This window comes from Salibacterium lacus, assembly GCF_042684865.1.
Lineage (GTDB): Bacteria > Bacillota > Bacilli > Bacillales > Marinococcaceae > Salibacterium > Salibacterium lacus.
The window spans coordinates 176509-193527 of record NZ_JBHUML010000002.1; the positions used below are offsets into that span (position 1 = coordinate 176509).

Here is a 17019-nt window from a genome sequence, read left to right on the forward strand (position 1 = left end):
GATATATGATATGAAGAAAAAAATCGGTCTGCTCGGAGGGACGTTTGATCCGCCGCATCATGCGCATCTTATTATCGCTCAGGAAGCACTGACCATTCTGGAACTGGATGAAGTATGGTTCATCCCGGTGTATTCACCACCTCATAAGTCCCGGGATTATATGGCCGGGCCCAATGAAAGGCTGCAGATGACAAAGCTTGCCGCAGAGGGAAACCGCCATTTTTTCACTTCTGCTGTTGAACTGGACCGAAAAGGCCCTTCCTATACGCTGGATACCGTGAAACGGTTGAACAAGGAGTACCCGGACACTGACTTTTATTTCATTGTCGGCGGGGATATGGCAGCCGGCCTTTCATCCTGGAAGAACATAGAGGAATTAATGCAGCGTGTTACGTTTGCTGTGATTGACCGCCCCGGCTACTCTTTTCCAAAAAGTGGAGAAAGAATGTGTTATATTGAAGTTCCCTTAATGAATATTTCATCAACGATGATCAGGGAAAGAATCCAGCAGGGCAGAAATATCCGATATTATCTGCCGGAGCCCGTTCGGACTTTTATTAAGGAGAATAAGTTGTATGAATAGGAAAGAAGCACTTGAAACAGTAAAACCTCATTTGACAGAGCACCGCTACAGGCATACATTGGGAGTAAGAGATGCGGCGCTCACCTTGGCTGAAAAGCTGGGTGTCGATCAGGATAAAGCGGAAATGGCTGCTATTTTTCATGATTACGCCAAATTCCGCTCCAAAGACGAAATGCGTGGTATTATTAAGGAACAGCAGATGGACGAGGATTTTATTCATTACGGGGATGAACTGCTCCACGCACCGGCCGGCGCCCACTTGGTGAAAAAGGAAATCGGCATTACCGATGAAGAAATACTGTCCGCGATTTTTTGGCATACTACCGGCAGACCGGGAATGTCTGATATGGAAAAAGTTATTTTTCTCGCGGATTATATTGAACCGAACCGTAAATTCCCCGGCGTGGAACAGGCCCGGGAAAAAGCAGAGACCGACATTGACGAAGCGGTCCGTACAGCACTGTCTAATACGGTAACCTTTTTACTTCAGAAAAACCAACCGGTATTTCCCGGTACGTTAGAAGCCTACAATGATGTAACGTTTAAAAAGCAGCAAAACGAAGGAGGAGAATAAATGGAAGGAAAGGAACTACTCGAACTGGCCGCAGGTGCTGCTGATGACAAGAAAGCAGAACAGCTCACTGCACTTGATATGAGAGGGATTTCTCTGATTGCGGATTATTTTCTGATTGCTCATGGTAATTCGTATAAGCAGGTTCAGGCTATTGCCCAGGATATCAAAAAGCAGGCCCAGGAAGCAGGTAAAGAAGTCAAGCGTTTGGAAGGGTTTGACGAAGCAAAGTGGATTCTCATCGATCTTGAAGATGTCATTGTCCATTTGTTTCATAAAGATGAACGCCCGTATTATAATCTTGAAAAATTGTGGGGAGACGCTTCCACGGTAGACCTGGAAACAGTATCCAACTAGAAAGAGGTTGAAACATGGGGACTTACGCCGGCTTCGCTCAAGTGTATGACCGCTTGATGGAACAAGCTCCTTATGACGAGTGGCTCCTATGGATTAAGAAACTTATGGAGCAGGAAGATTCCCGGCCGCAAACCATACTGGATGCAGGCTGCGGAACGGGAACCATTCTTGTTGATCTTTTCGAAAGCGGATATGACGCAGAGGGGCTCGATGCCTCCCGGGATATGCTTGATGCCGCGGAGCAGAAACTGAGCGAGCGTGGTATTGCCCCGGCCCTTTATCACGAAGATATGCGTGCATTTCGTCTTTCCGGCTCATACGACGCGGTGGTTTCTTTTTGCGATTCGCTGAATTACATCACGGAGGAATCAGAGCTGCACGATACTTTCACCGCTTTTTACGAGCATCTGAACGACGGCGGGTCGCTTGTTTTTGATGTTCATTCGACCGGTTATGTGGAAGACGTGCTGCAGGATTTTTCTTTCGCTGATGCAGCCGCTGATGCAGCCTACATATGGAATGTCGTTCCCACCGGAAGAAAGTTGGAAGTACAACACGATCTCTCTCTTTTTATCCACCGCCGTGACAATGTGTATGAAAGATTTGACGAACGCCACCTGCAGCGTACGTTCCCTGTCTCGATATACTGCGCTGTTTTAGAAACATGCGGCTTCGAGGTCTGCGGTATTTACGGAGATTTTACCTTTAATGCTCCGGGAGAAGAGACGGACCGTATTTTTTTTCATGCAAAAAAAACTGTACAAAACCGTTCTGCCGGTATAAACTTATAAAAAAGCAGGCTTATTCTTCTACAAAAAGAGATGCCATTTCTTCTTTATCATCTTCGTATTTTTGATGAGTACGACCGATCAATTCCTCAAACATGCCTGCGCTTAACCTGCTCAGCACTTCCAGTCCTTCTCCTGTTACACCACCCGGTACATTGACTTTTTGGCATAGCTCCGGCAGGCTGTAGTGTTTTTCAGACAGCAGCCGGCCGTATGCCATCATCATCTTTTCCGCAAGCTTTTCCGCCTCCCCGTATTCAATATCTGTTTCGTCTGCAGCGGCCTCAATAAAACACTGTAGAAGGTAACTCATAAATGCAGGACCGCAGCTGACAATGTCGCTTGAGACCCGAAGCGTTTTGTCGGTAAGAGGGACGGGGTCACTGAATGTGCCGAGCCACTCTCTGAACACGACTTTCTCTTTTTCTGTCCAGTGGCTGCCGAACGTGAGAAGCAGTGGAGCGGTACCGGTTTTGTTTGCAATGGTAGGTACGGTCCGTACAACTCTCCGTGCCGGAAGACGTTCGAGATCTTCCAGCAGCACCGGACTCGTTATTGTTGCTACGATATGTTCCATCGTCAGATATTTTTTCAGTTCGTGAAGCAGCGGTCCGTATTGTTTCGGACGAACGCAGATAAAAATCACATCTGTACCGGCGAGCAGTTCTTTTATGCTGCCGGCTGCATGAACAAGTGGGTACGAGGCCTGAAAGTTTTTGTTTCGTTCAACCGACCGGTTATAAATATACAAACGTTCCGGCGGTACACTGTTCTGTTCCAGCATGACTTCAGCCAGCATTCCTCCCATATTTCCCGTTCCGATCAATCCTATGTTATCCACGCTGATCCCTCCTGTTTGCATATTCTGTAACAATCCGACTCCCACATCCTATGCGACAAATCTCTTAACTATTCCGCAAAAAAATGAAGGAGGTGAAAATCATGAACCGGAATCTGATGTACGCGGTTGCAGCAGGAAGTGCTGCTGTTGTTGTGCTGGTGGTTTTTCTTCTTTTGTTCTTATTTGACGGAAAAGGAGGGGGAAAGAACACAGAGAGGGAGGACGTGTTCTGGGAAGAAGAAGAGACGGCTGAAGCAGAAAAAGAAGAGACATCCGGACAGAAAGAGAAAAACGCCGGTCCTGTACATGTCGTTATCGATGTGAAGGGGGCGGTGAAAGAGCCCGGGGTATATGAGCTGAAAGAGGGAAAACGGGTGATAGACGCAATCGATGAAGCAGGCGGCATGACAGATCATGCAGAACCAAAGGCGGTCAATTTTGCTGAAAAGCTGTACGATGCGATGGTTGTCCGCGTGCCGGAAGAAGGGGAGGAAGAGCTTTCTGTACCAGGTTCTGCAGCGGAAGAAGGGGAAAAAGTCCGCATCAATTACGCAGAAACTGCGGAACTTGAAACGCTGCCGGGCATCGGGCCTGCCAAAGCGTCAGCCATTATTTCCTATAGAGAAGAGGAAGGGTTTTTTGAAAGCGGGGAAGATCTGCTGAATGTGTCGGGAATCGGCGAAGCATCACTTGAGCAGATGAAGGAAAGTCTGTCCTTTCATTAAATATAAAAAGGATTTCAACTATATGAATATTTTGATAATATAAAGAGGAACGCTGATATGAAAGGGGATATACAAGTGAGCGAACAAGATTGGAATTTCGAAACGAAAGCGGTTCACGCCGGGCAGGAAGCAGACCCAACAACGCAGTCGCGTGCGGTGCCGATTTATCAGACTACTTCTTATGAGTTCAAAGACACCGATCAGGCGGCGAATCTCTTTTCCTTGTCGGAATTTGGGAACATTTATACAAGGATCATGAATCCCACCCAGGACGTGTTTGAGAAACGAATGGCTGAACTTGAAGGAGGAGTCGGGGCTCTTGCGGCCGCGAGCGGAAGTTCCGCTATTCAGCTTGCAGTGCTGAATATCTGCGGCGCAGGCGATGAAATTGTTGCGTCAAGCGGACTTTACGGCGGTACGTACAACATGTTTGTACATACTCTCCCTAAGTTTGGAATTACCGTTCATCTCGTAGATGGAACCAACCCCGAAGCGTTTGCCGGAAAAATCAACGATAAGACAAAGCTCGTCTTCGGTGAAATGATCGGCAACCCGAACGGGGAAGTGTTTGATATTGAAGCAGCAGCAGAAGTTGCCCATTCCCATGACCTTCCTTTGATCGTTGATGCCACAGTCGTTACACCGGCACTCTGCCGTCCGATTGATTACGGTGCGGATATCGTTGTTCATTCCGCGACCAAATTTATCGGCGGACACGGGACAACCCTCGGAGGAGTGATTGTAGACAGCGGACGTTTTAATTGGAACAACGGAAAATTTCCGGAACTGAGCGAGCCCGACCCAAGTTATCACGGTGTAGTGTACACCGAAGCAGTCGGAGAATTGGCTTATATTCTCAAAGCCAGGGTACAGTTAATGCGTGATCTCGGCCCGGCTCTTGCTCCGATGAATTCCTTTCTTCTTATTCAGGGACTGGAGACACTTCATCTTCGGATGGAAAGACACTGTGAGAATGCGGAGAAAATCGTTGACTATCTTGAAAAAAGCCCTTACGTGGAATGGGTGAACTATCCGGGGCAGCCGTCTCATCCTACGTTTGACAAAGCGGAAAAATATCTTCCCAAAGGCAAAGGCGCCATTCTTACATTCGGCATTAAAGGGGGAGTGGAAGAAGGAAAGGCTTTTATCAATGCCTGCAAACTCCTGTCCCACGTTGCCAATGTCGGCGATGCTAAGACGCTGGTCATCCACCCGGGGAGCACCACCCACCAGCAGCTGACCGAAGAAGACCAGAAAGCGGCCGGTCTGACGCCGGATCTTATCCGTATATCTGCCGGTATCGAGCACGCAGACGATATTATCGCAGATATTGAACAGGCGCTTGAGAAAAGCCAGCAAAGCGTGACGTGAAAAAAGACACCGTATGGTTTGTATGGAGTGGGGCAGCCGCCGTCCATTTCGTCGTTTCAGGCGGGATATGGGCAGTCGGAGCGGCGGTGTGCCCTCTCTTTCTTTTATTGTTCCGAAAGAGCGCTGCATCTATTGCTGTTTTCATCCTCGTATTGATGCTGTTTTCGCTGCGCGCGGTATGGGTGGAGAACGCTCATGTTTCTTCGTTAAGCGGAGAAGAAACCGTCATTCAGGGAACAATTGAAGATGGACCGCACCGGGATGGCAGTCTTGTCCGCTATACCCTCCAGAAACAGGACAGCGAAAGAGTCCAGATCCGTTTAATGCTTCAGGAAAAAACGGAAATACCCATCTCCGCCTCCTACGCTCCAGGCAGTATATGTTCTATCCGGGGAGCCTTAAGTTATCCTTCCACTGCTTCCAACTTTCATGCATTTGATTACAGGCGGTATGTAAAACAACAACACACCTACTGGGAAATGGAGGCTGCCTCTGTGGAGGACATCCGGTGCAGCGGTATGAGCCGAAACCCTTTGTATATGTTGAAGGGATGGAGATACGAAGGCGTGCAGCGTATTGACACCGCATTCCCGGAACCACTGAAAGGTATTGCGGCAGCTCTTTTGTTCGGTGAACGGGACCTGCTTGAAGCAGATACAGAAACCGATTATCAATCGCTTGGATTAATCCATCTTCTTGCCGTATCAGGTCTTCATGTTGGACTTCTTTGTGCCATGCTTTACTTTCTGTTGCTTTGTATAGGACTGACAAAAGAAAAAGCAGAGTGGGTCCTGCTTATACTGCTGCCTTTTTATACGATACTCGCCGGGGCTGCTCCTTCTGTTCTGCGTGCGGCAGGTATGGTATCGGCTTTTATTATATGGGACAAAACGGGAAGAAAAAGCATGGATCCTTTTTTCGTTCTCTGTCTTGCCGCGCTTCTTTTCTTATTCATCCATCCTTATTACCTCTACCATATCGGCTTTCAGCTGTCCTTTCTTATCAGTGCGTCTCTTCTTCTTTCGAGAAACATATTACACCAAAAGAACAGATGGAAAATGGCTTTTTATGTGAGTGTTATCGCTCAGTTTGCCGGGCTTCCTGTTATTTTGTTTCATTTCTATGAGTTTTCGTTCCTAAGTATTGTCCTTAATCTCGTGTTTGTACCTTTCATTTCTGTTATTGTCCTTCCGGGTGTCATCGTTTTGTTTGCCGTTTCGTTTCTGAATGCGGCGCTGTTTTCTCTGGCTGTGGTTCCCCTGCAGGAGATTGTATCATTTGCTCATGTCATGCTGTCTGCTGCCGGAAGCTGGAATGCGTTTACGTATACCGGTGGAAAACTGTCCCTTGTTTTAACCGGATTACTGGGTACTGCGGTTTACTTATTTTTCATCCGGCTTGAACAAACAGGAAGGTACCGCCGCCTTCTGCTTCCGGCTCTGCTTGTTGCGGGAACGCTGACGTTTCAGAAAGCTCTTCCGTACATGGATAACCGGGGCTACGTTACGATGCTTGATGTCGGTCAGGGAGACAGTTTCGTAATTGAACTTCCGTATCGCAGGGCCGTCTACCTGATTGATACAGGAGGTGTGCCGGATTTTCCGAAGGAAGAATGGGAAGAAAGAGAGGAGCCGTACGATCCGGGAGAGGATGTTGTGGTGCCATTTTTAAAGGCAGAAGGAATCACGACTCTTGATAAATTGATTCTTACGCATGGAGATATTGATCATTATGGAGGTACGCCCGCCTTACTCGAAAATGTGGGAATTAAAGAGGTTCTATACGGAAAAGGCGGAAATTTTAAAGAGGCGGAAGCGGCCCTGCTGGATACTGTATGGAAAAAGGGGATTCCTATCGTTCCAGCCGGCCGGGGACTGGCCTGGCATGCAGGAAGCAGTTCGTTTCAGGTGCTTGCTCCTGACGGGGATGAGCCGGCAGGCAATGAACGTTCCGTTGTTCTGCGGGCTGACCTTGGAAATACGAACTGGCTGTTCACAGGGGATATAGGGCGGTCAGGGGAAGAAGAACTGCTGTCTGAGTTCCCGGATGTAAAAGCCGATATTCTGAAAGCTGGACATCACGGCAGCCGCACCTCCAGTTCACCGGCATTTATCGAGCAGCTGGGAGTAAAGGCGGCGCTAATCTCCGCCGGACGCTGCAACCGTTTCGGGCACCCGCATGAAGAGACACTGGAAACGCTTGAAAAAGCGGGAGCACAGGTCTACCGGACAGATGCAGCGGGAGCAGTACAAATTACGTTCACCGAAGACCGCATCCGCGGAGTCCGGCAGGCGGCACCAGAAGGCGGTCAGAACTGTGAAGAGGGGTGAGGAAGAGCTGGTCATCTGCACTGGAATAAGAGAAGCTGCCCCGGTTGGACGGGACAGCTTGTTCCTGCTGCAGCGCACGGCGCAGTATATGGAAACTCGGAAGAGATCAGAGTACCATGTTCATTGAGTCCGTTTTAAAAGCCGCCTGCCACTTCAATCACCGTAGCTACTACCATGATAATGGTGAAAAAAGCAAAAGGCACAACGAAACCGACGACAGAGTCGATCAGGTCATTACGTTTACTCTGCACGTCCCTTTCAAATTCATTCACGGCCCATTCCCTCCTTATGGATGCACTTCTTCGTTCATTATAAGACAAGTAAGAACAAAAATCCATATCTGCTTCACGATTCTGTCAGGTCGAATAAAAGAAGGGTGACACTGCCGGAGCTGTAAACAGTTGTCACCTATAACCGGGAGGGACATAGGATAAACTAAAAAATGAACCCCGGATATCGTTGATAAAAAGTTGTCCTAGGCCTTTTTATCAACGTTTATAATAAATGGAAAGTGCCTCACGTGCACTTTCCTTTTCCCTCCTTGTTGCCAAAAATAACGAGGAAGCATAAGATGGAAGGAAACGAACATTGCTATAGGGGTGCTGCATGGATGGACTACATTCCGCTTTTAAACGACATCGAAAATCAAAATATCGCGCCGCTTTACTTATTATATGGAACAGAGGCGTACTTAATAACCAATGTGATGGAAAAAATAACGGCAAATACGCTGGCTGAAGAAGAACGGGATTTTAATCATTCCGTCTATGACATGAAGGAGGTCCCGGTGGAGACGGCTCTGGAAGAAGGGGAGACGCTGCCTTTCTTTGGGTCGGGACGGGTCGTCGTACTGAAAAACTGCTACTTTTTAACAGGAGCAAAAGACAAAGAGAAAGTGGAACATAATCTTTCTTATCTGGAAGAATATATCGACAATCCCCCGAAAGAAACGGTCATGATTTTCACCGCTCCGTATGAAAAACTGGATGAACGGAAAAAAATCGTCAAAAAGCTGAAAAAACAGGGTGTTTTTTTGGAAGCTTCTTCTTTTGATGAAAAAAATATGGGGCAGTGGATCGAACGTTTCTGCGAAACAAGGGGCGTATCGATAACATCCGGGGCGAAAGAGAAGATGATGCAGCTGGCCGGGAAAGATATGATGATGCTGTCTTCGGAGATGGATAAATTGGCGTTGTACGCCGGAGAGCAAAGGCAGATTACAGAAGAGATGGTGGAGGAGCTGGTCCCGCGCAACCTTGAGGACAATGTATTTGAATTGGTGGACCACGTCGTGCACGGCCGGGCGGAGCAGGCGTTTCGCATTCACTATGACCTGATGAAACAAAATGAAGAGCCCATTAAAATCCTGACCCTCCTGGCCAGACAGTTCCGCATGATTCTGCATGTTTATCAATTAAAGAAGACAGGCTATTCCCGTCAGAAAATGGCGTCGAGGCTGAAAGTACACCCTTACGCTGTAAAAGTAGCGGAAGAACAGAGCAGAACGTATTCTGAAACCCGGCTGAAAGAAGTACTTCAGAAACTGGCCGAAGCAGATGAACGGATAAAAACAGGAAAAATGGACAAACACCTGCAGCTGGAACTAAGTATAGCCGGTCTGGCAGTATAAGAAAGGCGCAAGCGCACGGGAAGAAACCCTGAGCGGCCGGCCGCTGAAGCCGGACCTCAAAACACCGGCATTTTATACTTTTTCATCCATAAAAAAACGACTCTGCAGAGGAGTCGTTTTCATTATTACTGCGCGATTTCGTTGAAACGCTGATTCATTTTTGACTTGGCTCTTGCTGCTGTATTTTTATGAATCATCTTTTTGTCAGCAGCTTTGTCCACTTTTTTCGTCGCCAGGGAAAGAAGATCTTTGGCACCTTCTACATCCTTGTTGTCTGCCTTCTTGTTGAATTCCTTGATGGCAGTGCGCATGGCTGACCTGAAGGCATGCTGCTTGACGCGCTTGGATTCATTAACAATCACGCGTTTTTTCGCCTGTTTAATATTTGGCATGTTGTCACCTCCCTTGTTTTGTTCCATTTTGCACGTTCTGCAGAGAATGAAACACAAGAGGATTCTATCAAAAAACAGATCGACGTGCAAGGCGAATAACAAGCTTATTCCAGTACATACTACATAACAACAGCAAATCAGGATGCAATGAAAGCAGGTGGATAAGATGGAACTGGATATGTCTTCCTACAATGTGCGTACCGATCTCGCAGTGGAAGAAAAAGAACTGTTGGAAGAAAAGGAACTGAACCGCCCGTCGGACCAGAATATCGAAAGCGGTATCCGGGTTCATGAAAAAGAAGAAAACGGCGTCAAAATAACGAACGTAACCATCACGGAAGCAGGCGCCGAAAACACAGGTAAAGAGGCGGGCGAGTATCTGACCTTTGAAGCACAGGGTGTTCGTAAACAGGACACGGAACTGCAGCAGGCCATGGAAGCCGTACTTGCCCGGGAAACAGCGGGTTTTTTAAAACGCCTCGGCATTAAAAAGGATGCTGCCTGTTTAATTACAGGCCTTGGAAACTGGAATGTAACCCCGGACGCTCTTGGCCCTATGGTTGTTGACAAGCTCGTTATCACCCGCCATCTTTTCATGGAAGCGCCGGAACAAGTGGAAGAGGGTTTCCGTTCTGTTAGTGCTTTTTCCCCGGGGGTGATGGGGCTGACCGGGGTGGAAACGAGTGAACTTATTGCGGCGGCAGTGGAGAAAACAAAACCTGATTTTGTGATAGCCGTTGACGCCCTTGCTTCCCGCTCGATTGAACGGGTGAACACCACGATTCAAATGTCGGATACGGGCATTCATCCCGGCTCCGGTGTCGGCAATCAACGGCGTGAGTTAAGCAGAAGAACGCTCGGTATTCCCGTCATTGCGATAGGTATACCAACGGTGGTGGATGCCGTGACGATCACGAGCGACACTATCGATTTTATGCTGAAGCATCTTGGCAGGGAAATGAAAGACAAAGACGCTCCCGGCGATGCCCTGGCGCCGGCCGGTATGGTCTTTGGCGAAAGAAAAGAACTGCATGAGGAGGACCTTCCGGCTGATGACAAGCGCCAGGCTGTGTTTGGTATGGTAGGCGGTCTGGAAGAACAGGAAAAAAGGCAGTTGATTCAGGAAGTTTTAGCTCCGCTGGGTCACAATCTGATGGTGACGCCCAAAGAGGTGGACGTGTTCATGGATAACATGGCCAATGTCGTCGCCGAAGGATTGAACGCAGCCCTGCACGAAAGTATTTCCCAGGAAAGCACCGGCACGTACACAAAGTAAAATGAAAATGAAGGTATTTTAAGAGTCTGGGACAAAACCTCTATAAGGTAGAAAAATGCCGAACGATTTAAGAAAAAATCGTTCGGCATTTTATGGTACATCTTCCATCACTTCGTCAAAATAGGGCTCTTTCCGCGGGCACGGCTCGAGCCTCCTCGGGAGAAACCCGCTTCCTGCGGGGTCTCGAGACACGTGCTGTTCCCGCAGGAGAAGCCCTATTTTGACTACGTTCAGGATGCGTGTTACCTAAAACGTTCGTTTTTCACTCTCTGTTTTTAATTTTGTCCCACACTCTTTTTTAATAAGACAAATATAAAGGGGCTTTGTTTGGGGCCATCTTCATGTCCGGATGCTCTCTCGGGCGTCCTGCGTTTTTCTTTTAATCTCCCGTTCTACTCTATCAGTTTTTTCTCATAGAGTAGAACAGGGAGGGAGCGGCATGTGGAGTGAAGTGAAAAATAAGCAGAACAAAAATATATGGACAAGTCTCCGTAAATGGGCGGCAGGAACCATAGGAGGGTTGTTGTTTATGATGGTTTTTATTACCATTCTCACGGCCGAGGGGCAGGACAATTTATTTTCTTCCAGGCAGTTACATACATGGAGTTCAGAAATTCAGCAGCATCTTCTTCTGTCGGCCTTTCAGTTTGAAAATCATTATTTCGATCAGGCTGTTCCACCTGAAGAAGAAAGCACCCCGGTGCCGACTCTGCTGTTTGAGTTTCTAACGAGACTGGATTTTCATGAGCCGAGAACGATGCTGGGTATGGAAATACCGGGTTTTGCGCTGTTTGATGGAAATATCGTAGTGGCCGGGGAAGGAACGGATTTCACGACCATGCCGATAGAATCCGCACCACCTATGGAAGTGCTGATGAAAGAGAGAAAGGCGGCGGATGATAGACTTCAGGTGCTCGATACGGAAGAAGAAACAGAAAATACGCAAACCGGGGAAGCCGTCGCTCACATCGTTCATTCCCACAGCCGCGAATCGTATTATCCGGAACTTGAAGAAAATGCCGACAGCGCTTTTCACCAGGATGTCAACATCACGATGGTGGGAAAACATCTTGGAAAGGAACTGGAAGAAAGAGGGGTTCAGACTTTCGTTGATACGACGGACATTACACAAAGACTCCATCAAAAGGGATGGGAATTCCCGAGATCTTATGACGTGTCCCGTAACGTTATCCAAAATGACATAAAAGAAAACAAGCAGCTGGAAATGTTTTTTGATCTGCACCGGGACTCCCAGCCCCGGGACGTCACCACTGTGACGGTGAACGGAGAAACAATGGCCAAGACCTTTTTCGTCATCGGAAAAAACCATCCTCAGTACGAAAAAAATCTGGCCATGGCAAAAGATTTAAACAGCAGACTGGAAGCCTCCTATCCGGGACTGAGCAGAGGGGTGCTTACCAAGGGAGGCGGCGGTGCAAACGGGCGGTATAACCAGGATCTTTCTGAACAGTCTGTCCTCGTTGAAATCGGCGGCGTCGAAAATACTCTGGACGAAGCGTACCGTACAACAGAGGCGCTGGCGGAAGTGATCAGTGCCTACCATGAAGAAATGAACAAATAAAGAGGAGGATCGTTATGAGAATATTGACCATTCTGCTGGCAGCGGCGGTATTTTTTCTGGTTGGAATGATGACAGGTATCCATGTGTCCGAACAGTACCGGGAGCGGCCGCAGGACGTATCCCGGCCTGCTGCATACGAGCAGGAAGAAACCGTAACAAAGGCAGTCGAGGGAGAAACCGATACAGAAGCAAAACTGCTCGAACGCCAGAAACGGTTGAAAGAGACAAAGGAAATCAATGTATTTTCTGATATTGGAAAGAGACTGGATGTGTTTGCGCCTGCTTCTGAGTCTTCCCGGGAATATTGAAGTGAAGGTTCCCTGTTGATATAATGAAGGATAGTGTCAGTGAGCGGCAACCTTCGCTGCAAAAGGTGCAGTGTTATAATTAGCAGGAGTGATAAAAGCATGAGTGAGGAAAACAGAGAAAGCAGGCAGAAAAATATCAGAAACTTTTCGATTATAGCCCATATCGACCACGGGAAATCGACGCTTGCGGACCGTATTCTCGAGACGACCCGTTCGCTTCCCGAACGCGAAATGAAAGATCAGATGCTTGACGCTATGGATCTGGAACGGGAGCGCGGCATAACAATCAAACTCAATTCCGTCCATTTAAAATACGCCCATACCGACGGCGAAGAGTATACGTTTCATCTCATAGATACACCGGGACACGTCGACTTTTCCTATGAAGTCTCCCGCAGCCTGGCCGCCTGTGAAGGGGCGCTTCTTGTCGTTGACGCTTCGCAGGGAATTGAAGCGCAGACGCTTGCGAATGTTTATTTGGCTGTAGATAATGATCTGGAAATCATCCCCGTCATTAATAAAGTCGACCTGCCGAGCGCAGAACCGGAAAGGATAAAAAAAGAAATTGAAGACGTGATCGGGATCGATGCTTCCGATGCGGTATACGCCTCTGCGAAAAGCGGACTCGGAACCGATGAAATACTATCTCAGGTGATCGATAGAATACCGGCTCCTTCCGGAAAGATAGAGAACCCGCTGCAGGCGCTCATTTTTGATTCGCTGTATGATACATACCGCGGGGTTATCTCCTATATCAGAGTGGTGGAAGGCTCGATTCGTCCAGGAGACAAAATCAAGATGATGCAGACCGGAAAAGAATTTGAAGTGGGCGAGGTTGGTGTGTTCACCCCGAAACCGGTCGCAAGCGAAGAACTGACCGTCGGGGATGTCGGATTCTTAATCGCCAACATCAAAAATGTCAGTGATTCAAAAGTAGGCGATACCATCACCCATGTCAATCAGCAGGCAGCAGAACCACTTCCGGGCTATAAAACGATGAATCCGATGGTGTTCTGCGGTATGCATCCGGTGGATGCGGGCGACTACAGCGCACTTCGGGATGCCCTCGAGCGGCTTGAGCTCAATGACAGTTCCCTGCAGTTCGAAGCAGAAAGCTCCCAGGCCCTTGGTTTTGGCTTCCGGTGCGGCTTTTTAGGTCTTCTGCACATGGAAATCATCCAGGAGAGGATTGAAAGAGAATACGGCATCAGCCTGATTACGACAGCGCCAAGCGTTATTTATCATGTTTATTTGACTGATGGAGAGGTGCTCGAAATTGACAATCCATCCAATATGCCGGACCAGCAGAAAATTGAACTCGTGGAAGAGCCTTTTGTAAAAGCAGCCGTTATGGTGCCGAATGATTTTGTCGGCGCGGTAATGGAACTCTGCCAGAAAAAAAGAGGGGAATTCACCGATATGCGCTATCTCGATGAAAACCGGGTGAATATCGTGTACCACCTCCCGCTCACCGAAATTGTGTATGACTTTTTTGATCAGTTAAAGTCCAATACAAAAGGGTATGCTTCCTTTGAGTATGAACTTACCGGATATCGGGAATCCAATCTTGTCAAAATGGACATTCTGCTCAACGGAGAGCCTGTTGATGCGCTTTCAGTTATCGTACACCGTGACATGGCATATGAACGCGGCAAGATTATTGTGGACAAACTGAAAGACCTGATTCCGCGCCAGCAGTTTGAAGTGCCGGTTCAGGCAGCCATCGGCAACAACATCATCGCACGTTCCACCATTAAAGCCATGCGCAAAAACGTACTTTCCAAATGTTACGGCGGTGACGTCACCAGAAAACGTAAACTTCTTGAGAAACAAAAGGAAGGAAAGCGCCGGATGAAAAGTGTCGGCAAAGTAGATGTGCCGCAGGAAGCGTTCATGTCTGTCCTGCGGATGGATGATGACCAATGATGAGCGCACAGACACAGGTTCTGTCATCTCCGGCTTCGATTTATGTTCACATCCCTTTCTGCAGATACATCTGTTTTTACTGTGATTTTAATAAATTCTTTATTGAAAACCAGCCGGTGGATGATTATATTGAACACTTGGGGCAGGAAATGAAGCGCACCCTGCCGGAAACAATCCCTGTTGATACCGTTTATGTTGGAGGAGGGACACCGACAGCCCTCTCAACAGAACAACTGCGCCGGGTGCTCCGGGACGTAAAAGAGCGTACGGACTCCACCCGCCCGCTGCGTGAATTCTCGGTGGAAGTGAATCCGGGAGAAGCGGACCTGGCTAAGTTTGACATGATGAAAGAAGAAGGGGTCACGCGCCTGAGCATCGGGGTCCAGACGTTTAATGACACCCTTCTTGAGAAAATCGGCCGGGGACATTCGGCGGCCGAAGCAGTAGAGACCGTTCAGCTGGCAAGAGAATCCGGCTTTGATAATATATCGATCGATTTAATGTTCGGTCTGCCGGAGCAGACGATGGAAGACTGGAAAGACACCGTGAGCCGGGCTGTTCATCTTGATATTGATCACGTTTCCGCTTATTCGTTGAAAATCGAGGAAAAAACAATGTTTCACAACTGGTACCGGCAGGGTAAAATAAAGCCGCTGCCGGAGGATACGGAAGCAGATATGTATGAAGTGCTGGAAGAAGCTCTCGATGATGCCGGATTTCACGCCTATGAAATAAGTAATTTTGCGAAGCCGGGTAAAGAAAGTGAACATAACAAAACGTACTGGAAAAACGAAGAGTATTACGGCTTCGGGGCAGGCGCCCACGGGTATGTGAACGGAGTGAGATACGCTAATCTTGGTCCGCTTCCCCACTATTTAAAAGCGGTGAAAGCAGGGGGGGATCCGGTGAAAGATACACATGAAGTGTCGCGGACCGAGAACATGGAAGAAGAAATGTTCATGGGGCTCCGGATGAAAGAAGGCGTATCGGCTCAGCGTTTTTACCGGAAGTTCAACTGCTCATATTATGACATTTATCCGGAAGCGCTCCAGGAACTGACGGAGGATGGGTTGCTTTATGATTCGGGAAGCGCCCTGCAGTTGACGGAAAAGGGGAGACTTCTCGGCAATGAGGTGTTTGCCCGTTTTCTTCTGGATGAAGAAGGCTGACAGACCGGATTCTCTTCCGTTTATGGAAAAACATTCTGTTTTGTTGACAAACATCATCCCTTTTGATAACTTTACAATAGATTTAGCACTCGGATATCCGGAGTGCTAACAGAGGTGATGTTGTCATGCTGACAGACCGGCAGTTATTCATTTTACAGGCTATTGTAGATGGTTATATTCATTCTGCGGAACCTGTCGGATCCCGCAGCTTATCGAAACAGAGCGGCATGAGCTACAGTCCGGCGACGCTCCGCAACGAAATGGCGGATCTGGAGGAAATGGGTTTTCTGGAAAAACCGCATTCTTCTTCCGGGCGCATCCCTTCTGAGCGGGGCTACCGTCACTATGTAGATCATCTACTGCTACCTCATCAGCTTTCGAGCAGGGAAATTCATGACTTAAGGTCATTGTTTGCCCGGAAGGTAATGGAAACAGAGCAGGTGGTAAAGCAGTCGGCGACGATATTGTCTGAATTAACGAGTTATGCTTCCATCGTACTCGGGCCTGAAATATTCGAGTCGAAATTGAAGCAGGTGCAGATTATTCCGTTAAATGACCGGAACGCTGTAGCTATTCTCGTCACCGATACCGGACACGTCGAGAATCATACCGTGTCGCTTCCGGAAGCCCTGAACAGCAGTGATCTTGAAAAAATAGCTAATATCCTGAATGACCGCCTGCGCGGGATTCCGCTGTATCAGCTCCAGAATAAGATTACGACAGAAGTAGCCGGGCTGCTGAGACAGCACATAACCAATTACCGGGAAGCTTTGTCATTCACCGAAGAAACCCTTCAGAAAAGCAGTGAAGAAAAAGTGTATTACGGAGGGAAAGCCAATCTGCTCTCCCAGCCGGAGTTCAAGGACGTTGATAAAGTCCGTATGATTTTTGAACTGCTTGAAGAAGACCACACGATGCATGAACTGCTGAAACCGGAACAGAGTGGATTAATGATACGTATCGGCCAGGAAAATGCGAATCAGGCATTTGAAGACTGCAGTATCATCTCAGCTTCTTATTCCTTTAACGGCAATCCGGTTGGTACCATCAGTATTGTTGGTCCGACGAGAATGGAATATCCACGGGTGATCGGTCTTATTGAGCATTTATCCAGAGATTTGTCGAAAGTTCTGACAAACTTGTATACGGACCGCTCGTAAAGCTCCGGTC

Annotated in this window: 17 protein-coding genes; 14 read left to right on the top strand and 3 right to left on the bottom strand. The window is 48.0% G+C overall.

The window, feature by feature from the left end:
• Positions 1 to 10 precede the first annotated feature (10 nt).
• From ACFSUB_RS01430 to ACFSUB_RS01445, 4 genes are read left to right on the top strand one after another with little or no spacing between them, the layout of a single operon-like run.
• Positions 11 to 583, top strand: a complete 573-nt coding sequence (locus tag ACFSUB_RS01430; protein ID WP_380711405.1) for a nicotinate-nucleotide adenylyltransferase — start codon at positions 11 to 13, stop codon at positions 581 to 583.
• On the top strand, positions 576 to 1157 hold the full coding sequence (yqeK, locus tag ACFSUB_RS01435; protein WP_380711406.1) for a bis(5'-nucleosyl)-tetraphosphatase (symmetrical) YqeK: 582 nt from the start codon (positions 576 to 578) through the stop codon (positions 1155 to 1157). The genes ACFSUB_RS01430 and yqeK overlap by 8 nt, the downstream gene beginning before the upstream one ends.
• The gene (rsfS, locus tag ACFSUB_RS01440) at positions 1158 to 1511 is read left to right on the top strand and encodes a ribosome silencing factor (RefSeq protein ID WP_380711407.1); all 354 of its coding nucleotides are present in this window, start codon (positions 1158 to 1160) and stop codon (positions 1509 to 1511) included. It begins immediately after the preceding gene.
• A 14-nt stretch (positions 1512 to 1525) separates the two neighbouring features.
• Entirely contained in the window at positions 1526 to 2302 is a 777-nt protein-coding gene (locus ACFSUB_RS01445) for a class I SAM-dependent DNA methyltransferase (RefSeq protein WP_380711408.1), read from the top strand.
• Between the two features lie 10 nt (positions 2303 to 2312).
• On the opposite strand, the gene comER is transcribed toward ACFSUB_RS01445, so the two are convergent.
• Complete coding sequence (comER, locus tag ACFSUB_RS01450; protein WP_380713147.1) at positions 2313 to 3161, bottom strand: late competence protein ComER; 849 nt, start codon at positions 3159 to 3161, stop codon at positions 2313 to 2315.
• Between the two features lie 80 nt (positions 3162 to 3241).
• Between comER and ACFSUB_RS01455 the strand changes: the two genes are divergently transcribed.
• The 3 genes from ACFSUB_RS01455 to ACFSUB_RS01465 all read left to right on the top strand — a co-directional run bounded on the left by ACFSUB_RS01455 (position 3242) and on the right by ACFSUB_RS01465 (position 7566).
• On the top strand, positions 3242 to 3865 hold the full coding sequence (locus ACFSUB_RS01455) for a helix-hairpin-helix domain-containing protein (RefSeq protein ID WP_380711409.1): 624 nt from the start codon (positions 3242 to 3244) through the stop codon (positions 3863 to 3865).
• Between the two features lie 75 nt (positions 3866 to 3940).
• A complete protein-coding gene (locus ACFSUB_RS01460) occupies positions 3941 to 5236 on the top strand; it encodes a homocysteine synthase (RefSeq protein ID WP_380711410.1) in 1296 nt (431 codons plus the stop codon).
• Positions 5233 to 7566: a DNA internalization-related competence protein ComEC/Rec2 gene (locus ACFSUB_RS01465; RefSeq protein WP_380711411.1), complete on the top strand. Its 2334-nt coding sequence runs from the start codon at positions 5233 to 5235 to the stop codon at positions 7564 to 7566. Before ACFSUB_RS01460 ends, ACFSUB_RS01465 begins: the two co-directional genes overlap by 4 nt.
• Positions 7567 to 7700: 134 nt before the next feature.
• Here ACFSUB_RS01465 and ACFSUB_RS01470 read toward each other — a convergent pair whose 3' ends face one another.
• Positions 7701 to 7838, bottom strand: coding sequence for a YqzM family protein (locus ACFSUB_RS01470; protein WP_380711413.1), 138 nt, complete (start codon positions 7836 to 7838; stop codon positions 7701 to 7703).
• A gap of 299 nt (positions 7839 to 8137) precedes the next feature.
• On the opposite strand from ACFSUB_RS01470, the gene holA reads away from it, so the two are divergent.
• Positions 8138 to 9196 carry a DNA polymerase III subunit delta gene (gene holA, locus ACFSUB_RS01475; RefSeq protein WP_380711414.1) on the top strand — a complete coding sequence of 353 codons (1059 nt, stop codon included), beginning with the start codon at positions 8138 to 8140 and terminating at the stop codon, positions 9194 to 9196.
• Positions 9197 to 9321: 125 nt separating this feature from the next.
• Here the strand turns inward: holA and rpsT are convergent, their stop codons facing one another.
• On the bottom strand, positions 9322 to 9588 hold the full coding sequence (gene rpsT / locus ACFSUB_RS01480; protein ID WP_380711415.1) for a 30S ribosomal protein S20: 267 nt from the start codon (positions 9586 to 9588) through the stop codon (positions 9322 to 9324).
• Between the two features lie 166 nt (positions 9589 to 9754).
• On the opposite strand from rpsT, the gene gpr reads away from it, so the two are divergent.
• The 6 genes from gpr to hrcA all read left to right on the top strand — a co-directional run bounded on the left by gpr (position 9755) and on the right by hrcA (position 17009).
• Complete coding sequence (gpr, locus tag ACFSUB_RS01485; RefSeq protein WP_380711416.1) at positions 9755 to 10864, top strand: GPR endopeptidase; 1110 nt, start codon at positions 9755 to 9757, stop codon at positions 10862 to 10864.
• A 439-nt stretch (positions 10865 to 11303) separates the two neighbouring features.
• Entirely contained in the window at positions 11304 to 12446 is a 1143-nt protein-coding gene (gene spoIIP, locus ACFSUB_RS01490; RefSeq protein ID WP_380711417.1) for a stage II sporulation protein P, read from the top strand.
• Positions 12447 to 12460: 14 nt separating this feature from the next.
• Positions 12461 to 12754, top strand: a complete 294-nt coding sequence (locus ACFSUB_RS01495) for a hypothetical protein (protein WP_380711418.1) — start codon at positions 12461 to 12463, stop codon at positions 12752 to 12754.
• A gap of 99 nt (positions 12755 to 12853) precedes the next feature.
• Positions 12854 to 14680 (top strand): translation elongation factor 4, encoded by a 1827-nt coding sequence (gene lepA / locus ACFSUB_RS01500; RefSeq protein ID WP_380711419.1) that lies wholly within the window; start codon positions 12854 to 12856, stop codon positions 14678 to 14680.
• Positions 14677 to 15849 carry a radical SAM family heme chaperone HemW gene (hemW, locus tag ACFSUB_RS01505; protein WP_380711420.1) on the top strand — a complete coding sequence of 391 codons (1173 nt, stop codon included), beginning with the start codon at positions 14677 to 14679 and terminating at the stop codon, positions 15847 to 15849. The genes lepA and hemW overlap by 4 nt, the downstream gene beginning before the upstream one ends.
• Positions 15850 to 15974: 125 nt before the next feature.
• Positions 15975 to 17009: a heat-inducible transcriptional repressor HrcA gene (gene hrcA / locus ACFSUB_RS01510; RefSeq protein ID WP_380711421.1), complete on the top strand. Its 1035-nt coding sequence runs from the start codon at positions 15975 to 15977 to the stop codon at positions 17007 to 17009.
• Positions 17010 to 17019 lie beyond the last annotated feature (10 nt).